General features: G+C 70.9%; 27 protein-coding genes and 1 pseudogene. 20 read left to right on the plus strand and 8 right to left on the minus strand.

All coding sequences use genetic code 11. The features are described 5' to 3' along the window. Nucleotides 1–3: 3 nt before the first annotated feature. The 8 genes from ACFW01_RS29470 to ACFW01_RS29505 form a co-directional block, all read right to left on the minus strand. Nucleotides 4–417 (minus strand): hypothetical protein, encoded by a 414-nt coding sequence (locus ACFW01_RS29470; RefSeq protein ID WP_384508593.1) that lies wholly within the window; start codon nt 415–417, stop codon nt 4–6. Continuing rightward, complete coding sequence (locus ACFW01_RS29475; RefSeq protein WP_384508596.1) at nt 414–869, minus strand: hypothetical protein; 456 nt, start codon at nt 867–869, stop codon at nt 414–416. The genes ACFW01_RS29470 and ACFW01_RS29475 overlap by 4 nt, the downstream gene beginning before the upstream one ends. Then, nucleotides 866–1,348, minus strand: a complete 483-nt coding sequence (locus tag ACFW01_RS29480) for a hypothetical protein (protein ID WP_384508599.1) — start codon at nt 1,346–1,348, stop codon at nt 866–868. The genes ACFW01_RS29475 and ACFW01_RS29480 overlap by 4 nt, the downstream gene beginning before the upstream one ends. A 93-nt stretch (nt 1,349–1,441) precedes the next feature. Further along, nucleotides 1,442–1,795 carry an SH3 domain-containing protein gene (locus ACFW01_RS29485; protein ID WP_384508602.1) on the minus strand — a complete coding sequence of 118 codons (354 nt, stop codon included), beginning with the start codon at nt 1,793–1,795 and terminating at the stop codon, nt 1,442–1,444. Nucleotides 1,796–1,944: 149 nt separating this feature from the next. Further along, nucleotides 1,945–2,691 carry a hypothetical protein gene (locus tag ACFW01_RS29490; protein ID WP_384508605.1) on the minus strand — a complete coding sequence of 249 codons (747 nt, stop codon included), beginning with the start codon at nt 2,689–2,691 and terminating at the stop codon, nt 1,945–1,947. Between the two features lie 19 nt (nt 2,692–2,710). After that, complete coding sequence (locus ACFW01_RS29495; RefSeq protein WP_384508608.1) at nt 2,711–3,196, minus strand: hypothetical protein; 486 nt, start codon at nt 3,194–3,196, stop codon at nt 2,711–2,713. Then, on the minus strand, nt 3,193–3,744 hold the full coding sequence (locus ACFW01_RS29500; protein ID WP_384508754.1) for a DUF4913 domain-containing protein: 552 nt from the start codon (nt 3,742–3,744) through the stop codon (nt 3,193–3,195). The genes ACFW01_RS29495 and ACFW01_RS29500 overlap by 4 nt, the downstream gene beginning before the upstream one ends. 245 nt (nt 3,745–3,989) lie before the next feature. Beyond that, on the minus strand, nt 3,990–4,745 hold the full coding sequence (locus ACFW01_RS29505; RefSeq protein ID WP_376718663.1) for a DNA-methyltransferase: 756 nt from the start codon (nt 4,743–4,745) through the stop codon (nt 3,990–3,992). Between the two features lie 473 nt (nt 4,746–5,218). On the opposite strand from ACFW01_RS29505, the gene ACFW01_RS29510 reads away from it, so the two are divergent. From ACFW01_RS29510 to ACFW01_RS29605, 20 genes and pseudogenes are all read left to right on the plus strand, one after another. Then, nucleotides 5,219–6,343, plus strand: coding sequence for a C40 family peptidase (locus ACFW01_RS29510; RefSeq protein ID WP_384508612.1), 1,125 nt, complete (start codon nt 5,219–5,221; stop codon nt 6,341–6,343). Between the two features lie 120 nt (nt 6,344–6,463). Then, nucleotides 6,464–6,778, plus strand: coding sequence for a DUF6112 family protein (locus ACFW01_RS29515; RefSeq protein WP_359911876.1), 315 nt, complete (start codon nt 6,464–6,466; stop codon nt 6,776–6,778). Beyond that, entirely contained in the window at nt 6,778–7,470 is a 693-nt protein-coding gene (locus tag ACFW01_RS29520) for a hypothetical protein (protein ID WP_384508615.1), read from the plus strand. Before ACFW01_RS29515 ends, ACFW01_RS29520 begins: the two co-directional genes overlap by 1 nt. Nucleotides 7,471–7,508: 38 nt before the next feature. Continuing rightward, a complete protein-coding gene (locus ACFW01_RS29525) occupies nt 7,509–8,882 on the plus strand; it encodes an ATP-binding protein (RefSeq protein ID WP_376718659.1) in 1,374 nt (457 codons plus the stop codon). A gap of 81 nt (nt 8,883–8,963) precedes the next feature. Further along, a complete protein-coding gene (locus ACFW01_RS29530) occupies nt 8,964–10,436 on the plus strand; it encodes an SCO6880 family protein (protein WP_384508618.1) in 1,473 nt (490 codons plus the stop codon). A 106-nt stretch (nt 10,437–10,542) separates the two neighbouring features. After that, a complete protein-coding gene (locus tag ACFW01_RS29535) occupies nt 10,543–11,004 on the plus strand; it encodes a DUF6238 family protein (RefSeq protein ID WP_384508621.1) in 462 nt (153 codons plus the stop codon). A 28-nt stretch (nt 11,005–11,032) separates the two neighbouring features. Then, nucleotides 11,033–12,547, plus strand: coding sequence for a VirB4 family type IV secretion system protein (locus tag ACFW01_RS29540; RefSeq protein WP_384508624.1), 1,515 nt, complete (start codon nt 11,033–11,035; stop codon nt 12,545–12,547). A gap of 14 nt (nt 12,548–12,561) precedes the next feature. Continuing rightward, nucleotides 12,562–13,131, plus strand: a complete 570-nt coding sequence (locus ACFW01_RS29545; RefSeq protein ID WP_384508627.1) for a hypothetical protein — start codon at nt 12,562–12,564, stop codon at nt 13,129–13,131. A 101-nt stretch (nt 13,132–13,232) separates the two neighbouring features. Next, nucleotides 13,233–13,394 (plus strand): annotated as a pseudogene (locus ACFW01_RS29550) (ParB N-terminal domain-containing protein); the annotation flags it as partial. Nucleotides 13,395–13,478: 84 nt separating this feature from the next. Further along, a complete protein-coding gene (locus tag ACFW01_RS29555; RefSeq protein WP_384508757.1) occupies nt 13,479–14,048 on the plus strand; it encodes a hypothetical protein in 570 nt (189 codons plus the stop codon). After that, a complete protein-coding gene (locus tag ACFW01_RS29560) occupies nt 14,045–14,218 on the plus strand; it encodes a hypothetical protein (protein ID WP_384508630.1) in 174 nt (57 codons plus the stop codon). Before ACFW01_RS29555 ends, ACFW01_RS29560 begins: the two co-directional genes overlap by 4 nt. Continuing rightward, a complete protein-coding gene (locus tag ACFW01_RS29565) occupies nt 14,218–14,559 on the plus strand; it encodes a hypothetical protein (RefSeq protein ID WP_384508633.1) in 342 nt (113 codons plus the stop codon). The genes ACFW01_RS29560 and ACFW01_RS29565 overlap by 1 nt, the downstream gene beginning before the upstream one ends. Before the next feature lie 106 nt (nt 14,560–14,665). Next, nucleotides 14,666–15,046, plus strand: coding sequence for a hypothetical protein (locus ACFW01_RS29570; RefSeq protein ID WP_384508636.1), 381 nt, complete (start codon nt 14,666–14,668; stop codon nt 15,044–15,046). Between the two features lie 270 nt (nt 15,047–15,316). Beyond that, nucleotides 15,317–15,847 carry a hypothetical protein gene (locus ACFW01_RS29575; RefSeq protein ID WP_384508639.1) on the plus strand — a complete coding sequence of 177 codons (531 nt, stop codon included), beginning with the start codon at nt 15,317–15,319 and terminating at the stop codon, nt 15,845–15,847. Between the two features lie 308 nt (nt 15,848–16,155). Continuing rightward, nucleotides 16,156–16,461 (plus strand): hypothetical protein, encoded by a 306-nt coding sequence (locus ACFW01_RS29580; RefSeq protein WP_384508642.1) that lies wholly within the window; start codon nt 16,156–16,158, stop codon nt 16,459–16,461. A 254-nt stretch (nt 16,462–16,715) separates the two neighbouring features. Continuing rightward, nucleotides 16,716–17,069, plus strand: a complete 354-nt coding sequence (locus ACFW01_RS29585) for a hypothetical protein (RefSeq protein WP_384508645.1) — start codon at nt 16,716–16,718, stop codon at nt 17,067–17,069. 23 nt (nt 17,070–17,092) lie between these two features. After that, on the plus strand, nt 17,093–18,160 hold the full coding sequence (locus ACFW01_RS29590) for a hypothetical protein (protein ID WP_384508648.1): 1,068 nt from the start codon (nt 17,093–17,095) through the stop codon (nt 18,158–18,160). Nucleotides 18,161–18,381: 221 nt separating this feature from the next. Beyond that, entirely contained in the window at nt 18,382–18,816 is a 435-nt protein-coding gene (locus ACFW01_RS29595; protein WP_384508651.1) for a hypothetical protein, read from the plus strand. Between the two features lie 43 nt (nt 18,817–18,859). Beyond that, on the plus strand, nt 18,860–19,603 hold the full coding sequence (locus ACFW01_RS29600; RefSeq protein WP_384508760.1) for a glycosyltransferase family 2 protein: 744 nt from the start codon (nt 18,860–18,862) through the stop codon (nt 19,601–19,603). After that, nucleotides 19,596–20,702: a hypothetical protein gene (locus ACFW01_RS29605; RefSeq protein ID WP_384508654.1), complete on the plus strand. Its 1,107-nt coding sequence runs from the start codon at nt 19,596–19,598 to the stop codon at nt 20,700–20,702. The genes ACFW01_RS29600 and ACFW01_RS29605 overlap by 8 nt, the downstream gene beginning before the upstream one ends. Nucleotides 20,703–20,727 lie beyond the last annotated feature (25 nt).

The raw sequence follows: 20,727 nt of genomic DNA on the forward strand, positions 1-20,727 counted from the left end.
GGGTCAGCGGCTGTGTGCCGCGCTCGGCGTCGCACAGGGCGGAGCGGTTGCAGGGGACGCGGCAGGCGGCGGAGGCGGCGCCGGGGCCGGGACGGGGGCGAGGCTGCGCAGGACGGCAGTCACCGACGTGGCCTGGACGTCGCGGACGGCAACGGCTTCGGCGAGCCGGCGCGCACCGTCCAGGAGGTGGGAGACCTCGTGACGGTCGATTGGCCGCTCGGGATGGAGAAGCCGGGTGAGGTGCTCGCGGTGGAAGGCGATGCTGCGTTCGGCGCCGGCGAGGTGCTCGTGCATGCCGAGGAGGGCGCAGAGCATGCCGGGCGGCTGGTCCTGGGCGTGGGCGCGGAGGTCGGCGAGCGGGGCGCCGTACAGGTCCTCGATCCGTCCGGCGATCTCGGTGGACGTGAGGTGGGTCAAGCAGGCTTTCCGGGTCGGGGGCCCCGGGCCGCCCCCGCACGCGGCGGTGCAGGGGCGGCCGAGGTGGGCAGGGTGACGGTGGCCCGGGGCTGTGTCATGCGCACGGGCCGGGCCGGCTGGCCGAGCGGGGGCATGGTGCGCAGCAGTTCGCCGAGGGCGGCGCGGTAGCCGTCACGGGCGTCCAGCGCAGCTTCCAGCCACTGGGCGTCGAAGCGAAGCTTGTCCGCCGCCAACTCGCCCATATCGCGGTCGGGATCCATGTCCGCGTGCACCCGGTCACGTACCCGGGCGACCTGTTCCTCGGTCAGCGCCAGGAAGGAGCGCAGTTCCAGGGCGCGGGTGAGGGCGGGAGAGGCGTCGCGCGCGACAGCGACCTCGTGGAGTTCGGGGACCGGGCTCCCGAAGACCCGCTGGAGGTCGGTGTCCATGGTGCTGGCCTTGGCCGTGCTCATCGGCCCGGCCTTCCCGCTCGCACCGCCGAGGCAGGAGCGGGCACTCCGCTGGGTTGGTGGGGAGCGCTGGTCTGCACCGCCGGTCCTGTTCGGGGGCGTAGGCGGGCCAGCTGTTCGGCAGCCAGATCCTTCTTCCCGGGTGCATCGGGATCGAGGAACCACTTCACGACCATGGCCCGGCCGTCGCGAGTCGTGACGGCAGCGTTCACCCGATGGGCAAGGTCCATCGTCGGGTCGTCGACCTCGCTGGGCTGAGTCTGGAGCGCGGCAAGGAGGTCGTCCTCCGTTCGGTCGAGCACCGACTGGGCCTCGACGAGAAGGCCGTGCCACTTGACGACATCGGTGGCATCCGGATTGGCCGTCGGCGCGGCGGCAACTGCGGCCTTCAGCTGGTCCAGGTCCATACCGAAACGCGCTTCGATCCGTTCGGTGAGCACGCCCACGACATCTTCAGCGCCATCGGATATGCGCTCGGGCAAAGGGAAGCTCCAATTCTGGAGAGGACGGGCGTAGGACCGGGCGAGGAAATGACGGGTCCCGGAGACTTGGGCGTTCGGGAACCGATGAGCCTGTCAGTCGAGGCACATGCGGACGTCGCGGTAGACGTACGTGCCGGAGACCCAGCCCTTGACGCCAGTGGTCTTGTCCGTGATGTAGAGCCAGTTGCCGCTCTTCTTGGAAACGCTGAACTTGTGGCTCTTGTAGAGCAGGCCCAGGGCGGTGGACGAGGCGATGGCCTTGGACCGGATGGTCACAGCGCTGGTGTGCACCTCGTACGGCAGCGGCGGCAGCTTCTGGCAGCTGACTGCGGGGGCGGCGGTTGCCGCCGTGGGTACGGCCGCCGCACTCGCGCTGGTGGCGGAAAGCGCCGGCAGGGCCAGCGTGCCGAGGAGAGCGGCCGACACGGCGATTCGGGTGGAGCGCATGCGGGAGGAACCTCCATGAGGCAAAAGGGGGTTGTCTGAAAGGGCGCTGCCGGTTGTCCCGGCGGCTGCATCAAGAATCCGGAGAATCGCCGGTTTGGCTAACCGGCGATCGTCGGCTATGTTGCGCCCGCCGTTGCCAGTTGCCGGCGTCAGAAGAGACGTCCGGGTGCGCGCACAGGCGGAGCCTTAGGTACAGCAGACGGACGCGCGGGCGTGGTTGACCGGCGGACGGGCGGCGGGGGGCCGGCGTTTCCAGCGAGGCGGTCTTCGCCCCATTGCAGGGCTTCACCGGCAGAGGAGAATCCGCCCTCGCGCAGCGTGTAGGTCCATGCGCTGCTGTCGACCTCTTCGACCACTACGCGAAAGGGGCTGGGCGCGTGCTCGTCCAGGGCCCGCAGCACGACGATGGTGACCATGTCCTCGGGATCGTCGCGGGTGTAGGAGTAGCCCATCGCGTAGTGGTCGCCGTCGCCGGCCAGGCGCCGCTCCAGCAACCGGGTCGTCTCGTCGGCCGCAGGGGGGCCGAGGTCGGGGTTGAGGGTGATGGCATCGGGGCGGCATCCGCGGTGGATGAGCCAGGACTGCGCCAGGGCCGGCAGCGGCAGGACGGCCTGCTCGAAGGCGAACGTGCGCTGCTCCAGGTCCCGTCGAAGGTGCACGGCACGGTAGGCCGCGGTGCCGGGATGGTCGAAGGTGGCGGTTCGGTCGAAGAGGACGAAGTAGCTGTGTACGCCGTTCGCCGTGTGGTGTTCGGCGAGCGGCACCAGCATGTCGGCGTCTCCGACTTGCTGGTAGAAGTCGATGAGGACGTCCTCTTCGGCGTCGAGGTGATCCACCTCGAAGGCGACAGATTCGGGGTTGGACGCTCGGTCGGGCACCGGTTCGCTGGACGACAAGAGGGCCTTTCACGCGGGGTCAGCGGGTGTGCCGGGAGGCGGCCGAGTGGGCAGGCCGGGACAGACCCGGTAGCGGGCCGGGTGCCGGGCCGGGCCGGGGTACGCGCCCGCGGGTGGTCAGTTGGGGGGAGCGGGAGCGTGCCGCGTGGGTACGGGCGCTTACCGGCCGGCGGGTCATCCCCAGCCGGCGGCCGACCTCGTCGTAGACGTCGTTGCCTGCTCTCGGCCGGAGGACCACGACGTGGATCTCCTTGTGGTGCAGGGAGTCCGCGGGTGCCGGGCGGACGCCGTAGACGACGCGCCAGTCCTTGCGCGCGTCGACGAACAGCTTTCGGTACCCCTCCAGGTCACCGTCCAGGCGCAGCCCGAAGCGTTGCGCGTTCACGACCTCCTGGAGGTATGCGAGGGTGATGTCGCGGATGTGGCTGGGGGCCTGGAGGAGGTCGGTCAACGCGCGAGGGTCGAAGCTCAGGCCGAAGGCAGGCTCTCCTGCTCCCCCGCTCATGACGTCGGCTCGTCCGGCTCGGTGGTGCCGACGGCTTCGGCGGCGGACGCCGCCTCGGTGCGTATGGACGGCGGCGGGCCGGGCAGCAGGCGGTGCGCAGGCCGCTCGGGCGAGGTCATGCACGCCGACAGCGGTCCACCCGGCGCGCGGATGGCAGCGACCGCGTGGGTGAGGAAGTCCCGGTGCCACACGAACAGGCCGCTCAGCCCCGATTCGGGGTCCTTGTGCTGCTGGTAGGCGAGCCAGAGGGCGTGGAGCCAGGCCACGACGTCGTCGTGTTCCTGCCACTGCAGGCACCAGGGCGCCGCGGTGGTGACCTCCGCCCCGTAGACCGGAAGGAAGAAGTCGTCCACCCAGTCGCTGAGGGCATCGAGTTCGTCTTCGCGTTCCTCCCCGTCCAGCTCCAGGATCGGCCGAGGCTCCGGCGGAGCGTCGGGAGCCGGCCCACCGAAGCCCGGCATGCCGAACGCCGCGAACGGGGAGTCACTCGGCGGTGGAGCGGAGGCGAGATGATCCAGCTGCTGGGCCTGTTGCGCCGACTGCTCCATGAGCCGCCGCACGCTCGCCTCGATTCCCTCCAGCTGAGGGTCCGGGACGCGGATCGGATCCAATTCCCCGCCTGCTGCGGGTTCTACGGATTCGGGCATGAAAGAGTACGGCCTCCTACGAGACGCGAAGTGATGGTGGGCGAAAGCAGCGGCGTACACGCGAATGGCGAAGTGCCGCTCACATCAACGGCCGTTCGGGATTCGACGGCGTGTACCGAATGCAGAATCGGCTGCGCCGCAGCCGCCTATACGGTGAGGACCATGTCGTCCTGGGTGAGGGTGGCGCGGATCGTCTCGGTGAGCCGGTCGGCCGCGATCGACGCATAGTGCTCGGTCTTCTCCACGCCGATGAAGTCGCGGCCCTCCAGCAGGGCGGCCACGCCGGTGGATCCGGAGCCGGCACAGAAGTCGAGGACGGTGCCTCCCTCGGGGCTGATCTTGACCAGCTCACGCATCACCTCCACCGGCTTCTGCGTGATGTGCTGCCGCTTCGCGCCCGAGGGCTGCGACGCCGAGTACAGGCCCGGCAGGTAGACCGGGTTGCGTGAGCCGTCGATCGGCCCCTTGGAGGCCCAGACGATGAACTCGCAGTTCTGCGTGAAACGGCCCTTCTGCGGCCGTGCGGCGGGCTTGTGCCAGGCCAGCACCCCGCGCCACAGCCATCCGGCCGCCTGGATCGCGTCCGTCGTGGTCGGCAGCTGACGCCAGTCAGTGAACAGCAGGCCCGTCCCGCCGGTCTTGGTCAGGCGGTGGGCTTCGGTCATGATCTGCGTCAGCCAGAATCCGTAGCTGCGCTGGTCCATGTTCTCGCCGGTGAAGTCGGGAAGTTCGTTCTTCGCATCGGCGGAGGTGTACTTCTGCTTGGCGGAGCGGGTCGTGCGTTCCTTCGCGGTGCGCCCGCCGGAGTTGTATGGCGGGTCGGTGATGACGGAGTCGACGCATCCGTCCGGCAGGCCGGCGAGGACGGCCAGAGCGTCGCCCTGGTGGAGGGAAAAAGGCAAAGAGGAACCCCAATTCGGGTGCGGAGTCGCGGGAAGAGACTGCCGCCTCGCACAGGAGTCCTCGCGGGCCGAGTTCGGGCATGCAGAAGCCCGGGGCCGCGGACCGAGGAGGGCGAGGGGAGTCCAAAAACTGTAGGGCCGAATTTGCCGACGACCAAGAAGTGCCCGTCGAGGGGTCGGATTCCGGCACCCCGCGCTGACTTTTTGGTCAACCGCCGATCCGCACCTACTGTTTTTGAACCGCCCGGCGCACACCGCCGTTGGCTACTCACGCCCCACCCAGCTCACTACCCGGGCCACGCGAAGCGAGCGGCAGCTCGCCCCGCCAGCCCTGCCTCCGATCGCCCCGGCCCGCCGCGCCCTTCCACCACGCCCTGCGTACGCGACGTGCCGGACACCACCGAAGGACCCTGCATGGCCTCTCCTTACCCACCCGTGCCCAATATCGCTGACCGGCGAGCGGTCCGCTCGGGTTGAAGGCCCTCGCCGCCGGCATCGGCGTCGTCTTCCTCTCCCCGATCCTCCTGGCCGGCACCGGCATGATGCTGGCCTCCTCCGCCGACGCTGTGCAAAGCAACGGCACCCTCAGCAACTGCCTGACGGACCTGGATTCCAGCGAGATCGCCGACCAGGTCTCCAAGCTCCTGGATGGCGCCTCCGGTGAGGACGTGCACATCGAGGGCCTGGACCTGCCTGCTGAACAGGTCCCCAACGCCCAGACCATCGTCGCCGCCGGCCTCTCCCTCGACGTCCCGAAGAAGGGGCAGATCATCGCGCTCGCCACGGCGATGCAGGAGAGCCGGCTGCGCAACCTGAACTACGGCGACCGCGACTCCCTCGGCCTCTTCCAGCAGCGCCCCTCTCAGGGGTGGGGCAGCGCCGAGCAGATCCGCGACCCCACCTACGCCTCCGAGCAGTTTTACAAGCATTTGCTCAAGGTGAACGGGTGGCAGCAGATGACCGTCGCCCAGGCCGCCCAGGCCGTCCAGCGATCCGGCCTGCCGGACGCGTATGCGCAGTGGGAGGACCTGGCCACTGCACTGCAGTCCGCCCTCGTCAAAGCCTTCCCCGGCGGTGACGCGGAGGGTGCGGACGCCGACGAGGACAAGGAGCCCTCGACCTCGACCGGCTGCACGCCGGGCCAGGACGGTTCCGGGTTTGGCCGCATCCCCGAGGGGAGCGTCCCCAAGGGCTACACCATCCCCAAGGACGCCGACCCGAAGGCCCGCAAGGCCATCGCCTGGGCGATGCAACAGCTCGGAACGCTCTACCAGTGGGGCGGCTCCTGCACGAACGCCCACGGCCCCGACCCCATGGCCCGCTGCGACTGCAGCTCCCTGATGCAGCAGGCATACGCCCACGCCGGCATCCAGCTCACCCGCACCACGTACACGCAGGTCGGCGAGGGCAAGGTCGTCTCGCCCGCTCACCTCAAGCCCGGTGACCTGATCTTCAGCCGCGGCACCGCCGCACGGCCGGAGCACGTCGGCATGTACATGGGCGAGGGTCTGGTCATCGAGGCGCCCCGCACCACCAAGCCGGTCCGGATCACGCCGATCAAGGACTGGACGATCCTCGCCGCCCGTCGCGTCCTCTGACGCCGCCGCCCGCCCGCTCCGATCGGGCGAGGCCACCTCGCGGTCCCCATCCGCGTCCCTCCGCTTCCCCACTCACCGGCCCTCGCCCGGCCCGCGTACGCAAGGAGCCCCCTCACCCCTATGCATGTCCCCCTCGCCGACCGCGTCATACAGCTCGCCTACGACCCCGGCATCACGCCCAAGGGCGGCGGCCTTCCCGGCCTGAGCGTGCTCAAGACCGTCGTCAGCTCGATCAACCTCTTCGGCATCGTGGCCGTCGTCGGCGCCTTGGCCGTCTCCCTCGGTGTGTGGGCCTGGGGCCACCACACCGGCGGCCACCAGGCCGAGGCCAACGGCAAGAAGGGCGCCATGGTCTCCGCCGGCGCCGCCCTCGGTCTGGGCGCCGCCAACGGCCTGGTCGCCTTCTTCTCCAACCTCGGATCGCAGATCCAGTGATGAAGAACCGACTCCCCTCACTCTCCTCCTACGGTGCGGGCTGGTCAGCGAACCGTCGCATCGCCATCGTCGCTGGGGTCGTCGCCGCGCTGCTGGTCCTCGCCGGCGTCGTCGCCGTCGTGACCGGCAGCGGGGAGGACCACCAAGCTCCGGCGACCACCGCTCCTGCTCCGACGGGCAGCCCGACCGCGACCGAGGCCGCCCCCGAGCACTCCTCCGCCTCCGGGTCAGGATCGGTGCCCAAGCCGCCGCAGATCTCCGAACCGGTCGCCTACGCCAAGGCAGCAGCCCAGATGCTGTGGTCCTACGACACCCGCGACACCAGCCGCGACCAGCAGCTGGCCGGCATGCGCGCCTGGATGACCACCGAGTCCACGTACGCCGACTGGGCTTCGGTCTCCGGGCAGGTCCCCGATCCGGTGCTGTGGTCACGGATGGCCGACCAGGACCAGCACGCCGCCGCCAGTGTGACCGAGGGCCACTACCCCTCCGCGTTCAAGCAGGCCCTGGCCGACGATCCGTCCGCGATCACCGAGGCGTACATCTACGTCGTCACCGTCAACGGCAAGCAGCAGATCGCCTGGAAGAAGGGCGGCGGCGGAACCGAGGAACGGGCCGTGACCCTCGCGGTGCAGTGCCGCCCGAACCAGGACTGCGCCCTGGCCGCCATCGCCCCGAGCGTCACGCAGTGACCCGCACCTGACCGACACGAAAGGAGGAGCAGCGCCCCGTGGGTTTCTGTGACTTCCCCTTGGCCGACAAGCTGTGCGCTGTCGGCGACGCGGTGGACTTCGCCACCGACCCGGGCAAGGCCATCGGTGACTGGATGGCGAAGTCCGCCGGCGAACTGGCCGCCGCCGCGGCCGACCTCGCCGCCGAGGCGGTCAACACCACCACCAAGGTCGACCTGAACGCCGGATGGTTCGTCGACAACTACGAGATGCTGCTGCCCCTGGGCCTGGTCCTGCTGGTCGCGTCCTTCTCCGCGCAACTGGTCCGCGCCGCCGTCCGGCGCGACGGGCAGGCCCTCACTCAAGCCTTCACCGGCACCATGTCAGGCGTCCTGTTCGCCTTCTGCGCCATCTCCCTGACCACGGTCGCCATCGAAGTCGTCGACGCGATCAGCGACGGCCTGTTCAAGACCGCAAATCTGAACATCGAGTCCGCCGTGCGCCGCATCGTCAAGGTCAATCAGATCGGTGCGCTCTCCGGCCTGGGCTGGCTCGTGCCCGTCGTCGCCGGACTCGGCGCCGCCATCGGTGCGTTCCTCTACTGGTGCGTGATGATGGTCCGCAAGGTCGGCATCCTCGTCATGGTCACCCTCGCCGTCTTCGCGTCCGCCGGCGGCGGCTGGGAGGCCGCCCGGCGCTGGCGCAAGGGCTGGATCGAAGCAACCGCCACCCTCGTGGTCTCCAAGCTCCTGATGACCGTGATCTTCGTTCTCGGCATCGCCGCCATGGGCAAGACTGAAGCCAAGGACGGCATCGCGGCCCTCGCCGACGTCATGTCCGGCATCGTGATCATGGTGCTGGTGCTGCTGTGCCCGTACGCCGTGTTCAAGTTCGTGCACTGGGCCGCGGACGGCACCGACGGGGAGTCCATCCACCGGGCGGGAGGCGCCGGAGCGCAGATCGCGAAGGCGCACGCCGAGAAGGCCGCCCGCAAAGCCGCCGCAGCCGCGGCCACCGCCGGAACCGGTGGCGCAGCCGCTGGAGCGGGCGCCGCTCCGCAGGGGCCCGACGCCGGCGGAGGCTTCCCCGGCGACATCGCGGCCAACCCGACCGGCGGCGGTGGCGAAGCAGGCAAGGACGGACCGCAGGGAGGCGGAACAGGCGCCTCACCCGGTGGCGACGCCCTCAAGGCCGGACTGGAGAAAGCCGTCCAGCCCGCGCCGACCAGCGTGTCCGACGACACCAGCGGCCAGGTGGGCGGCAGCCCCGGGCCGGGTGGAGCCGGGACGAACGCCGCCTCCGGACAGGGAGGTGGGTGGCAGTCCACGCCGCCGACCACCACCCCGCCGCCCCAGGGCGCGCCCCCGTCCTCCGGATCGCAGAACGCCCCGTCCAGCGGGTCAAGCACACCGCCGCCTCCGGCCGGCCTCTGACCCCCTGCCCGAACACCGGGGGTGGGACGTGCCCCGCGCCTCCCGCCCCCGGCCTCCATCCGCGCCTCCAGGACCCCCTTCATGACTGATCTGTCCGTCGCCCCGGTCACGGTGAAGTTCCCGCACCGCTCCCGCCGCGGCATCCTCCTCGGCCTCTCCCTGCCCCAACTTCTCCTCGTCTCCGCCACGCTGGCTGTGCTGCTGCTGACCGTGATCTCCACCGGGCTGCTCGGCGCCGTCGCCCTGGCCCCTCTGTGGGCGGCGTCCGGCGCGCTCGTCGCCATCCGCCGGCACGGACGATCCCTGATCGACTGGGCGCCGATCGTCACCCGCTACGCGCACCGCCGCCGCACCGGTCAGACGCTCTGGCTCGCCCGGCCCGTCACCCGGCCCCGGCAGGACGGCATCCTGCACCTGCCCGGCACCACCGCCTCCCTCAAGGTGGTCACCCCCGGCGACTCCGCCAACGGCGCCGCGGCCGTCCACGACCCGCACCACCAGACCCTGACCGCCATCGCCCGCGTCAGCTCCCGCGCCTTCGCCCTCCTGGACCCCGCCACGCAGAACCACAACGTCTCGAGCTGGGGCCGCGCGCTGGCGGGCATCGCCCGCACCGGGCACATCGCCACCGTGCAGGTGCTGGAGCGCACCGTCCCCGACAGCGGCGACACCCTCACCCGCCACTGGACCCAACACGGCCAGCCTCAGACCCCCGTCGCCGGACAGATCTACTCCGAGCTGGTCGCCTCCGCCGGACCCGCCGCCGCACCGCACGAGACCTACCTCGCCATCTCCCTGGACCTCAAGGCCGCCCGGCGCCTGATCAGCCAGGCCGGCGGCGGGCTGCCGGGGGCGTTCACCGTCATGGAGCAGACCACCGCCTCCATCGCCCAGGCAGCCCGCAACGCCGGCCTGACGGTCACCGGGTGGCTGACCGCGCGGGAGATCGCCGCCGTCATCCGCACCGCCTACGACCCGGCCGCCCTCGCCGCCCTGCAGCAGTGGTCCGAGACCGGCCGCGCCGAGGCCGACCCCGCCGCCGCAGGCCCCGTCGTCCAGGTCGAGGAGTACGACCGCCTGGCCACCGACAGCGCCCGCCACGCCACGTACTGGGTGGAGAACTGGCCCCGCACCGAGATGGGCGCCGGATTCCTGCACGGGATCATGTTCACCGCAGGCGTGCGCCGCAGCCTCTCCCTGATCTACGTGCCGCAGGCCCTGGAGTCCGCGCTGCGCGATGTCCAGCGGCGGAAGGCCGCGATCATCGCCGACGCCAACGAACGCTCCCGCCGCGGACAGGTCGACAGCGAGGAAGACTCCGTCGAGTACGCCGACGTCAAGCAGCGTGAGCGCCAGCTCATCGCCGGGCACGCGGACGTGGCCCTGACCGGCCTGGTCACCGTCACCGCCGACACCGACGCCCTCCTGGACGCCGCCTGCGCGCAGATCGAAACCCATGCCGTCACCTCCGGCGTCGACCTCCGCAGGCTCAACTACCAGCAACCCGACGCCTTCACCCTCAGCGCTCTGCCCCTCGCCCGCACCGCTCTGTGAACCCGCCCCTGTTCACGGGCCGGCACCCCTGCCCACATCCCTTCGCTCATCCGCGACACGAGCACCCGTCGCCGCCCCTGCCGCCCGGCAGGAAGGACCACCACCTTTGACCTCCCCCGCACCCCCGGAGGACGCGCACCCCTACCTGCGCGCCGCAAGCGCCGGAGTCCGCCACCACACTCGCGCCCTCCGCCCGCCGGACGCCCTACCGCCTCAGCCGGCCGACCGGCAGCACCTGGACGCACTTCACGGCCACCTCACCGCCCTGCTCCACCTGCTGGACCGCCTCGCCGAGAGCACCCGACCGCCCCACCCGGCCGCCGGCCGACTCCTGGCCACCGCGCACACCCGCCTCTGGCAGGCCACCAGCAACGTCCACAACGCCTTTCACCTGCTGCCTGCCGGCACCGCGGCGGACGCCGAGAACAGCGCATGCCGCCCCGACCGGCTGCCCGAAGGCCCGCCGGTACTGACGATCTGCCAGCGACACCTCGCCGCCGGACACGTCGTCCGCCGCAAGACCACCCCCAGCGACCTCCGCCCGCACACCACCGCCTGCGTGCGATGAGCCCCACCCGCAGAATCGAGGGCCCCCGATGAGCCACCGGCCCGCCCGCCGCGCACGCCGCGCCTCCGCCTCCCCGCTGTTCACCCCGCACGGCGTCGACCGCGCCAGCCGCAAGGCCGCCCGCCGCCAGCTCGCCGAAGCCGCCGCCAAGGCCCGCGTCGAAGCCGGCACCCGCCCCGACGCGGTCACGAGCGACGAGCACGAGATGCCCGCCGCGCTCCACCCGGCCGGCGGACGCCCCGGCCCCGCCTCCGCCCGCGGGAACCAGCTCAAGCTCCCCGCGCACCGCATGACCACCGCCGTCGCCGCCGGCGCGTACCCCTTCCTCGCCGAAGGCGGCCTCGGCGCCGAAGGCATCTACATCGGCCGCGACGTCCACGCCGAGGCATCCTTCGTCTTCGACCCCTTCGCCCTGTACGGCAAGGTCGAGGGCTTCACCAACCCCAACCTTCTGCTCGCCGGCGTCATCGGACAGGGCAAGAGCGCGCTCGCCAAGTCCTTCGCGCTGCGCTCGATCGCCTTCGGCTACCGCGTTTACGTGCCCTGCGACCCCAAGGGTGAGTGGACGCCGGTGGCCCAAGCCCTCGGCGGCCGGTCCGTCGCCCTGGGGCCCGGCCTGCCCGGACGGCTGAACCCCCTGGATGCAGCCCTCCGACCGGCGAGCGTCTCCGAAGCGGACTGGGCCGGCGAGATCCGCAAGCGGCGCCTGCTCCTGCTCGGCTCCCTAGCCCGCACCGTCCTGGGCCGGGACCTGCTGCCCATGGAGCACACCGCCCTCGACGTCGCCCTCGACGCCGTCGTCACCCACGCCGACACCACCGGCCGCACCCCGCTCCTCGGCGACATCGCCAGCACCCTCAACAACTCCGCAGCCCTCGACGAGGCCGCCGGGATGATGTCCGGGCAGCTCGGCGAGGCCGCCCGCGACCTCGCCCACGCCATGCGCCGCCTCGTCTTCGGCGACCTGGCGGGCATGTTCGACGCGCCCTCCACCGTCGACTTCGACCCGAACGCGCCGATGCTCTCCATCGACCTATCCCGTCTCGGCGGCTCCGGCGACGACACCGCGCTGGTCCTGGCGATGACCTGCGCCTCCGCCTGGATGGAGTCCGCCCTCTCCGACCCCGACGGCGGCAGGCGCTGGATCGTCTACGACGAAGCCTGGCGCCTGATGCGCCACGTCGGCCTGCTCCAGCGCATGCAGGCCCAGTGGAAACTCTCCCGGGGTCTAGGCATCGCGAACCTCATGGTGATCCACCGGCTGTCGGACCTGCTCACCGCCGGCGACGCCGGATCACAGGGACGCGCCCTGGCCGAGGGCCTCCTCGCCGACTGCTCCACCCGGATCATCTACCGCCAGGAGACCGACCAGCTCCACGCCGCCGCCACCCTCCTCGGCCTGACCTCCGTCGAGATGGATGCCATCGCCCACCTCAACCGGGGGCGCGGTCTGTGGAAAGTCGCAGGTCGGAGCTTCATCGTGCAGCACCTGCTGCACAGCCACGAACTGGCACTCTTCGACACCGATGCCCGTATGCATTGAGGAGCAATAGGTCCATGCCACCCGGTCTCCAACGCGACCTGATACCGCGCGACGCCACCCTCCACCTTATCGGCGCGCTGAACGCGATGAAGGACCAACTACACGACGCCGCCCAGCAGTGGGAGCTGCTCGACGAGAACGGACACATACCGGCCGCACCTTCTTACACCACGCTGCTCCAGCACGCCGTTGCCGCACAGGACCTCTCCCGCGGCGTCCTCCGGCTTACTGCCGACTTCGCCCTGAGCCCACACCACACCACCCCCGCCGGCAGCACAGTTCTGAAGCGCCTCGCCACGGCGACGACCATGTCGAGCCACGCATCAGCGCACTTCACCGAGACCGCCGAGTGCGCGCTGGCTCTGTCCCGCGCCGCCTCGACAGACCGGCACCACCTCACGAATCGCATGGTCATCGACCACTCCTCCGCCCGCGCCTACCTACGCAGCGCCTCGGAATCCCTTGGCGACGCGGCCAAGGAACTCAACGAGCACCTCGGCTTCCAACGCTTCCTCACAACGCTCACCCGCCAGGAGAACGTGCCGACGCGACCGCGAGGCCAGCCGGACGGTCGCCACCGCTGATCACCTGCCGAGAGCCACCCACCCCCACGGCGGAGCAACGCCCTGAACCGCCTCGGATCGGTGCGTGCACCAATCACGACGACATCCATAAGGAAGCCACCATAGAAGCCCACCCGACCACCGCACTTTTCCCCCTACTCGACGAGGAAGAGCTCCAGTCCCTCGCAGACGACATCCGCGAGCACGGCCTCGACAACCCCGTCGTCCTCGACACCACCGGCCGGATCCTGGACGGCAAGAACCGCCTTCGTGCCTGCGAGATCGCAGGCACCCAGCCGACCTACACCACATACGAAGGCGACGACACCGATCGGTACGTACTTTCGGCCAACAGGCAGCGCCGGAACGTGACCAAGGGCCAGCTCGCGATGATCACGGCCAAGGCGCGTTCATTCAGTGAACACGAGCAGCGTTCACCCGGTGAACGGTCCGTCCGTTCACTGAGTGAACAGGCTGGCGTCTCGGTGGGACGCATCGGACAGGCCAGCATGGTCCTGCGGCATGCACCGGACCTGGCCGAGGCAGTCATCAACGGCACGATCGGCCTGAACGAGGCGTACTCAGTGGCGCAGAAGAACAAGGCCCAAGCCGAATCGTCGGAAGCCCAGCTCGCGCGCCTGCGTTCCGAGGACCCCCAGCTGGCCGACAGGGTTGCCGAGGGAGAACTCACCATCCAGGGCGCATGGGCGGAACGCAAGGCACGCCAGGAGGAAGACCTGCGGCAGCGCAGGGTCGCCACGAACCTGCTCTGCGAGATTCTCCCCGCCCTCGCCCAGATACGCGGCAGCCGCACCTTCGCACAGTACGACCCCGAACTCGCTCCGCCCGGCCGAGCCGTCACCCGTGAAGTGATCGAGCACGCCACCACCGCCCTGGCCGAAGTAGCCGCCGCTTGGAAGGACCGCGACCTCCCGTGAAGTATTCCTCCGACCCCCAGCTGCGCCAGCTCGCCCTCGAAGCAGCCCAGCACGTCACCACCGACGCCGGCCGTATGCACAAGGACGACTTCCTCGACGACCTATGTGCCCGAATCCACGAGCGCGCCGACCTAGAGGGCGCCGTCCTGAAGAAGGCCGCCCAGGTCTGATGCGGGACCTCGGGGAGCGCCGCAGCCCTCGCCGCAACAAGAGGACCGGCGGCCTGTACCACCCCGAGAGCATCATCAAGCTCGGCAACGGGATCTGGGTGTGGATGAAGCACACCACCCCGACGGACATGACGCAGTGGGGCCTGATCTCCTCTCGGAACACCGTGCGCACCATCACCGCCGCCGCGGACACCCAGCAGTACATCCATGAGCGCACCGACGCCTTCCGCTCCCACCCCGGAATCTCCAGCCTCCACCCGCTGGAGGAATCGGTCTTCCACTACCAGCAGGACACCCTCGACGACGACTTCCTCGACACCGACGATCTCGCCGACCTGTAGCCCTACCGGCCCCAAGGGCTCTTTGCAGCAACACCTTCAACTCTTCGCACCAGAAACCCTGATGGATATCTCCAACACCCGGCCTCCCGCCGCACCCGGTTCCCAGATGGTGCACCAGACCCTCGGCAAGACGCCGTCGGAACTCCGGTTCCTCCACGAGGGCACCGACCTGGTGATGGCCGTCCTCGTGACCAGTGCCGCACGTCACCTGGACGACGTGCACCGTCAATTCACCGACGCCGCTCAGCAGGCGGCCACCGCGCTTACGAGCGTCATAGCCGACACGAAGTCGATCAACTCCCTAGGTGTCCTGCAGTACTCCGCGATTCAAATCGACATCCTCGCCGCTCGTAGGGCTGACGCAGTCGACCGCCTCAAGGAAGCCATCGCCGCCTACCGCCAGGTGACAGCTGACAAGCCCACGGCCCCTTCCAGCCCACGGGCCACGCCCGCGCCGTTCACAGCTGCTCGCCGCGGCCGCCGATGACTGCGATGCCCACCTCCCGCCACGTCGAGGAGCGCCGTCTGCCCGTCACCGCGCCGGCGGGAATCGCCTACTCGCAGTGGCCGAGCGCTACGCAGCTGACGTAGTGCCGCTGGCTAAGGAGCTGGTCTCAGCACAAGGCCCTGATGCCGATCACACCGACGCGTCGGCACCCACCTCGTGCTCTTCCCCTACGAGCAGGACCCGCTCAACGACCTCTCCGGACGCCGACGGCCTGTGGCCTCGCACTCGCCGAAGGACTACCGAACACCCATGCGTGACCCAGACTTCGAGCTGTACGACAACGTCGGCCGTGACGCCGACCAGATCCATGCCGCCCGGCACAACCTGGCCACCCGCGGTGACCTGAAGCGGTGGGCGCGACGCGACGCCGGGCCCTTCCTCGCGGCGCACCCGCTGCCCGACCAGCCCTGGCCGGCGCCCGACCTCACGCCGTACCTGGATGCCCTCCCGGCGGCCCAGACCCCGGCTGAGATCGACGCGGTCACCGACCACGTCCTGGACGCGGCCGAACCCGCACTGCGCGCCGTGAGCGACTACCTCGTCGCCGCCGCCCGGTGGAAGCAGGAGAACCGCGGAGCAGCCATGGGCTCGCCGTCGAACCTGCTGATGACCGCAGCCAGCCGGGCGCTGTCGGTCCTGGCCTTGGCCGACGAAGCCGGCCTGAACAGGCTCCGTGCCACCTACGACCCGGCCCCCACGACGCCGACCGACCTCCAGGCGGGCGCTGTCGCGAGCCCGCCCCCCTCTCCCCCCTCCCCTGGCAGCGCGCCCCGCCGGTAACGGCCGGAGCGCGCCCACCACATCCCAGACCCCGATCCCCGGCGAGCTGCCGAGCCCGCCCTCACCCGGAGCCCCCTTGACCCATCCACCGCACGTGAACACCACTGATTGGGCCGAAGCCCAACGCCAGCAAGTCGAACACGACGCCCTCACGGCGCAGCTCGCCGACCGCGAAGCCGAGAGGGAGCACGACCTGATCGCTGCCTGCGACGACTGCACACTCGGCACCCATCCGGCGCCGGAGCCAGTGAGCGGCCTCAACCCCCCGCCGGATCCGCGACAGCGGCCGGCGTCGCGAAGGAGAAGCCGTGGCCGCTGACGAGCCGAACCCCCCGGACTCCCGCACGAGCCCGCTCGCGCCGCTTCCCGATCACCGCAACGTGGGGGAACGATGGTGGCAGGAGCTGTGGCGTCGCCACACGCACATCACGACACCGCTCCGGGCCCGCGGACTGCCCTGCGACATCGAGTTCGGCATGAGCGCCTACATCGTGCGCGTCTCGCTCCCCGACGACAGCTACCTGACCATCAGTCCGCCGCAGGAGCCCCCTCCGAACGCCGTCCCGGAGACCCCGAGGGCTGGATCGTCACCCGCGAGATCCCCGACATCGTGATGCGGTACGAGGTTCTCTACGACTCGGTTCCCTGCGACGACCCCGGCGCCAGCCCGCGACCCGAAGCCCGCCACGGCGGCAGCGCCGAACCCCTGCTTGCGGCAATCGACCACCGCCTCGGCCAGCTCGGACTCCTCCCGGCCCTCGCCACGCCCCACGCAAGCGCTCACCCCGCCCCCGGCCGGCCGGCGTCTCCAGCCCAGGACGCCCCCGGCACACCAGAGCGTGGCGCTGCCCACGTCTGCGGTGACGCGATGCGCGAGCTGACCGACCGGCTCAACGGAGCCGAGTCGCACGCGGATGCCGCTGCCCTGCTGCACCAGATCCTGGAGCCCACCGACGGTCTGCTGACGCAGCTCGGCGAGTTCTTCGAAGCAGCCGGCGAGAAGGCCAAGGAAGCAGAGGAGGACGACGGCTTCGACCTGTCCTACGACCTCGCCGACGCCGCCGCCGAGATCCGCCAGCTCGGCGAGGTCCTGCACGTGGCCGAGGACCGGATGCGGGCGCTCACCCCGCTCCCGCCACCACCGCGGGCCGCCCCCGCCCGGGCATCGGCCCTTCCCCCGGCATCACCCCCGGCAGCCCCCACGATCCGCCGCACTCGCTGACCCCGTTCCCTCCAGCAGATCCCTTGGAGCCCCTGATCCGCACCGCTCTCCGTACCGTCCCTCTGCTCACCGCGACAGCCTGCCTCGCCCTGGCCCTCACTGGGTGCGCCGGCGAAGATGGACCCGCCCAGGCTCGGAAGACGCCCAGCGCCAGCACCTCCCCGAAGCCGGCGCCGGCTCTCAGCGCCGCTCAGGCCCGCGACGTCATCACCCGCTATTCGAAGATCAACAACGAGGCCAACGCCGACCGCGACCGGCGCCTGCTCAACACGGTCGAAGACGGCCCCCTGTATGCGATGTCCCTCTCGGACTACACCGAGACCGAAGGACTTCCCGCCAAGGACCGCGAGCCGTACAAGGCGTGGTCCTACGACGTCACCAGCGCCAAGCTGTACATCCCCCGCCTGCCCTCGGGCCAGGAGCGCTGGTTCGCCACCGCGCTCTCGGACCGCCAGGGCAAGGCCCCCTCCCGACTGGCTGTGTTCGCCGAACGCCCGCAGCGCAAGCGGTGGGAGATGGTCTCGGTCGTCGACCTCGACAGCCCGAAGCTGCCGAAGATCGCCCTCGGCCGCGACGGGTACGCCACGGCCGTCGCCGCTGACGGCAACAAGAAGCTGGCAGCCGGCGCCAACCTGCTGCGCACGGCCGTGCTCGACAACTTCGCCACCGGAGGCACGAACACCGGGACGAAGGTCTTCTCGCCGACCGAGGCGAGCAAGCGACAGATCAAGGTCCACGACGAGACGGGCAGCCGCTTCGGGAACCAGGCCAGCACCGTCTTCGAGGCAGCCCCGAACCGCTACGAGGACGCCTACGCCCTGAAGACCACGGACGGCGGCGCCTTGGTCCTCTTCTCCCACACGCACACCCAGACCGACACCGTCGCGAACTCCGGCCTGCAGCTCAACCCCGGCAAGGACGACCGGGCCTGGCTCCACGACGTGCCCCGCACCTCCATCCGCTCCACGTTCGTGTGCAACGACGCCGCCACCGTCCCCGCGAAGGCCGAGCCCTCCCGCCTGATCGGCTACACCTGCGCCCGCACCAACGCCTCCGGCCCCCCGGTTCCCACCCAGTTGCATCGCGCGTAGGACCGGACCGCCGAGCGGGCCGATCGTTCCCGTCCTCGCGGCAGCCCAGCCTCTCCCGCACGTCCCCCGGAGTACCCCTGTCCACCCATTCCTTCATCGCCCGCCCCACCACCGGCACCGGGTACAGCGGCATCCACGTTCAGTTCGACGGACTGCCCAGCCACCACCTCCCGCTCCTCCTGGCCGCCTACCAGCACCGCTTCGGCCGCGACCTGGAGGCCATGTCCCGCCACCTCGTCGACGACGTCACCGTCGGCTGGAACGAGCTGGGCACCGACCTCCTCGACGACGCCCCGCCCGCCCTCGTGCACGCGCTGACCGGCGGCGAGCGGTGGCCCAGCCGCACCCTGGACCACCTGGTCACCCCGGACGGCTCCCCGCTGGTGTGCATGGCTGTCACCGACGACACCGCCGGCGATATGGACGTGCAGTGGGGCTACGTCCTGCATCCGCAGGGCATCGAAGTGATCAGCATGGCTCACACCGGCACGGGCCCCCTCGTCGCCTGGGACACCGACCCCAGCACCCCCTTCAGCGACCACCCGGCCCACTGGCCCGCCATCACCACCCACCGGACACCAACTGCCCTGCGCACGCCGCCGCGGCCCACTGCCCGTGCAGCGCCGCCCGGTTCCCGCACGGCTGTCCGCCGCTGACCCACACCTCCCCTCATTGCCGGAGACCTCCCTGTCCGCTCCCCTGATTACCGTCGTCATCGCCACCCGCCTGCGCGACGACCGCCTCGACTACCTGAGCGCCATGCACGCCAGCCTCACCCGGCAGTCCGTGCCGTGGGAGGCCGTGATCGCGCTCGACGGCGCCTCCCCGGACCGCCTGCCGGCCCCGCTCGCGCAGGATCCCCGGGTCCGCACACTGGCCCTGCCCCGGCCGGTCGGCGCCGCCTGCGCCCGCAACCTCGCTCTCACCCACGTCCGCACCCGCTACGTCAACTGGGCGGACGACGATGACGAGTTCACGGACGACGCCATGTCCGTGCGGCAAGACATCCTGGAGTCGACCGGCGTCGGCTGGTGCGCCGGCTGGAGCCAGGACCAGCACCCCGACGGCTCGACCACCCTATGGCGCTGCCCCACGCCGCCCGGCCGGCACCAGGCCGGGGAGGCGTGGACGTACTGGAAGTCGCCGGCGGACACCATCCCCATCGGGCCGACCACGATCCTCGCTCGCACCGACCTCGTGCGCGCCGCACCCATGGGCGGCCTCGTCCAGGGCGAGGACTACTGCGCGGCCCTCGGCGTGACCTCGCTGGCGCCCGGGATCCTGCTTCCGGTCCCGGTGTACCGGTACCGCAAGCACCCGGGGCAGATGACGGTCCAGGTCGGATACGACCAGCTGGAGGCGGCGGCCCGCGAGCACGCGTGGGCCTACGGACGCAGTCTGCGTGCCCTGGTGGGCGACGGCGGGAACCACTTCCATGGCTGAGGCGCAGATCATCCTCGCGCACAGCCGGGAGTCCGGGATCGTCGGCCTCGTGTCGGGCGAGCAGTACAAGTGGGCGCACACCGCCCTCGCCGAGAGTGGCTTCCGGCGCGGTGAGACGGGCGCGTGGCACCTGCCCGCCGGCGACACCGGGACCACGGTGCTGGACCTGGTCCGCTGCGCGCAGCGGCACCGCACCAGCGTGCACACCAGCAGCCGACGCTTCATCGGCGACGCCGCGAGCGACCTCGCCCGTCAACTCCCAGGCCGCTGGGAGGCGAGGGTGGAGCTCTACTCCCACCCCGCCTGGCAGGAAGACCTCGTGCCCTGGATCTGGGACGGCGGTGAGCTCGGCCGCGCCCTGCAGAACGAACGGATCCCCTACGCCGCGATCCTCACCGACACCGTCCACGACACCACCCTCCTGTTCGTCGAGCGCCCCGGCAGCCACCTCGACTACCTGGTGGGCGCGTTCGCACCCGAGGGGTTCGAAGAGGGCTACGGCGACCCCCACGCTCCGCACAGCATCGTCCTCCCGCCGTATCCCGGGCGCGCGGCGCAGGCTCTCACCGACCGGTACCTGCCCGCCTACGACCGGGCCGTCCACGCCCGCCGGACGGCGGGCATCGCCGCCGCCCTCGACGAGATCCGCAGCGAGTACGAGACCTGGCAGGCCATGGTCGCCTCCGGCCGCTACAGCGACGCCACCCCGCTGGACGCCGCCGCCCTCGGTACCGCGGTCGAGGAGTTCCTCGACCAGTCCTGGAACCGCTTCCTTCCGGTCCTCGACCACGCCCCCACCCTGCTCAACGAGTGCCGCCCCGACCTCAGTCCGTGGCCCGAGGATGCTGCGGCCCTCTCCCGCCTGACGGACGCCGTCCTTCAGACCGGGGCAGTGCTGGAGGACGTCATCCAAGGTTCCGTGGCCCCCCAGGAGCGCCGGGCCCGGGTGTGGCCGGCCGTCCAGACCTGGCTCACCGACGGCGAGCGCTTCCTGCGCCAAGCCCGCCTGAGCGCGCCCCACCGTCGCCCGGTACTCCCCGTCACCGCCCCGGCCCGCTCCATCACCGCCGGTGCCCGCCCCGCCCCGCACGCCCACTGACTGCCCCGACCCGACCACGTCAGGA

Origin of the sequence: Streptomyces sp. NPDC058985, assembly GCF_042740985.1 — a bacterium.
GTDB lineage: Bacteria > Actinomycetota > Actinomycetes > Streptomycetales > Streptomycetaceae > Streptomyces.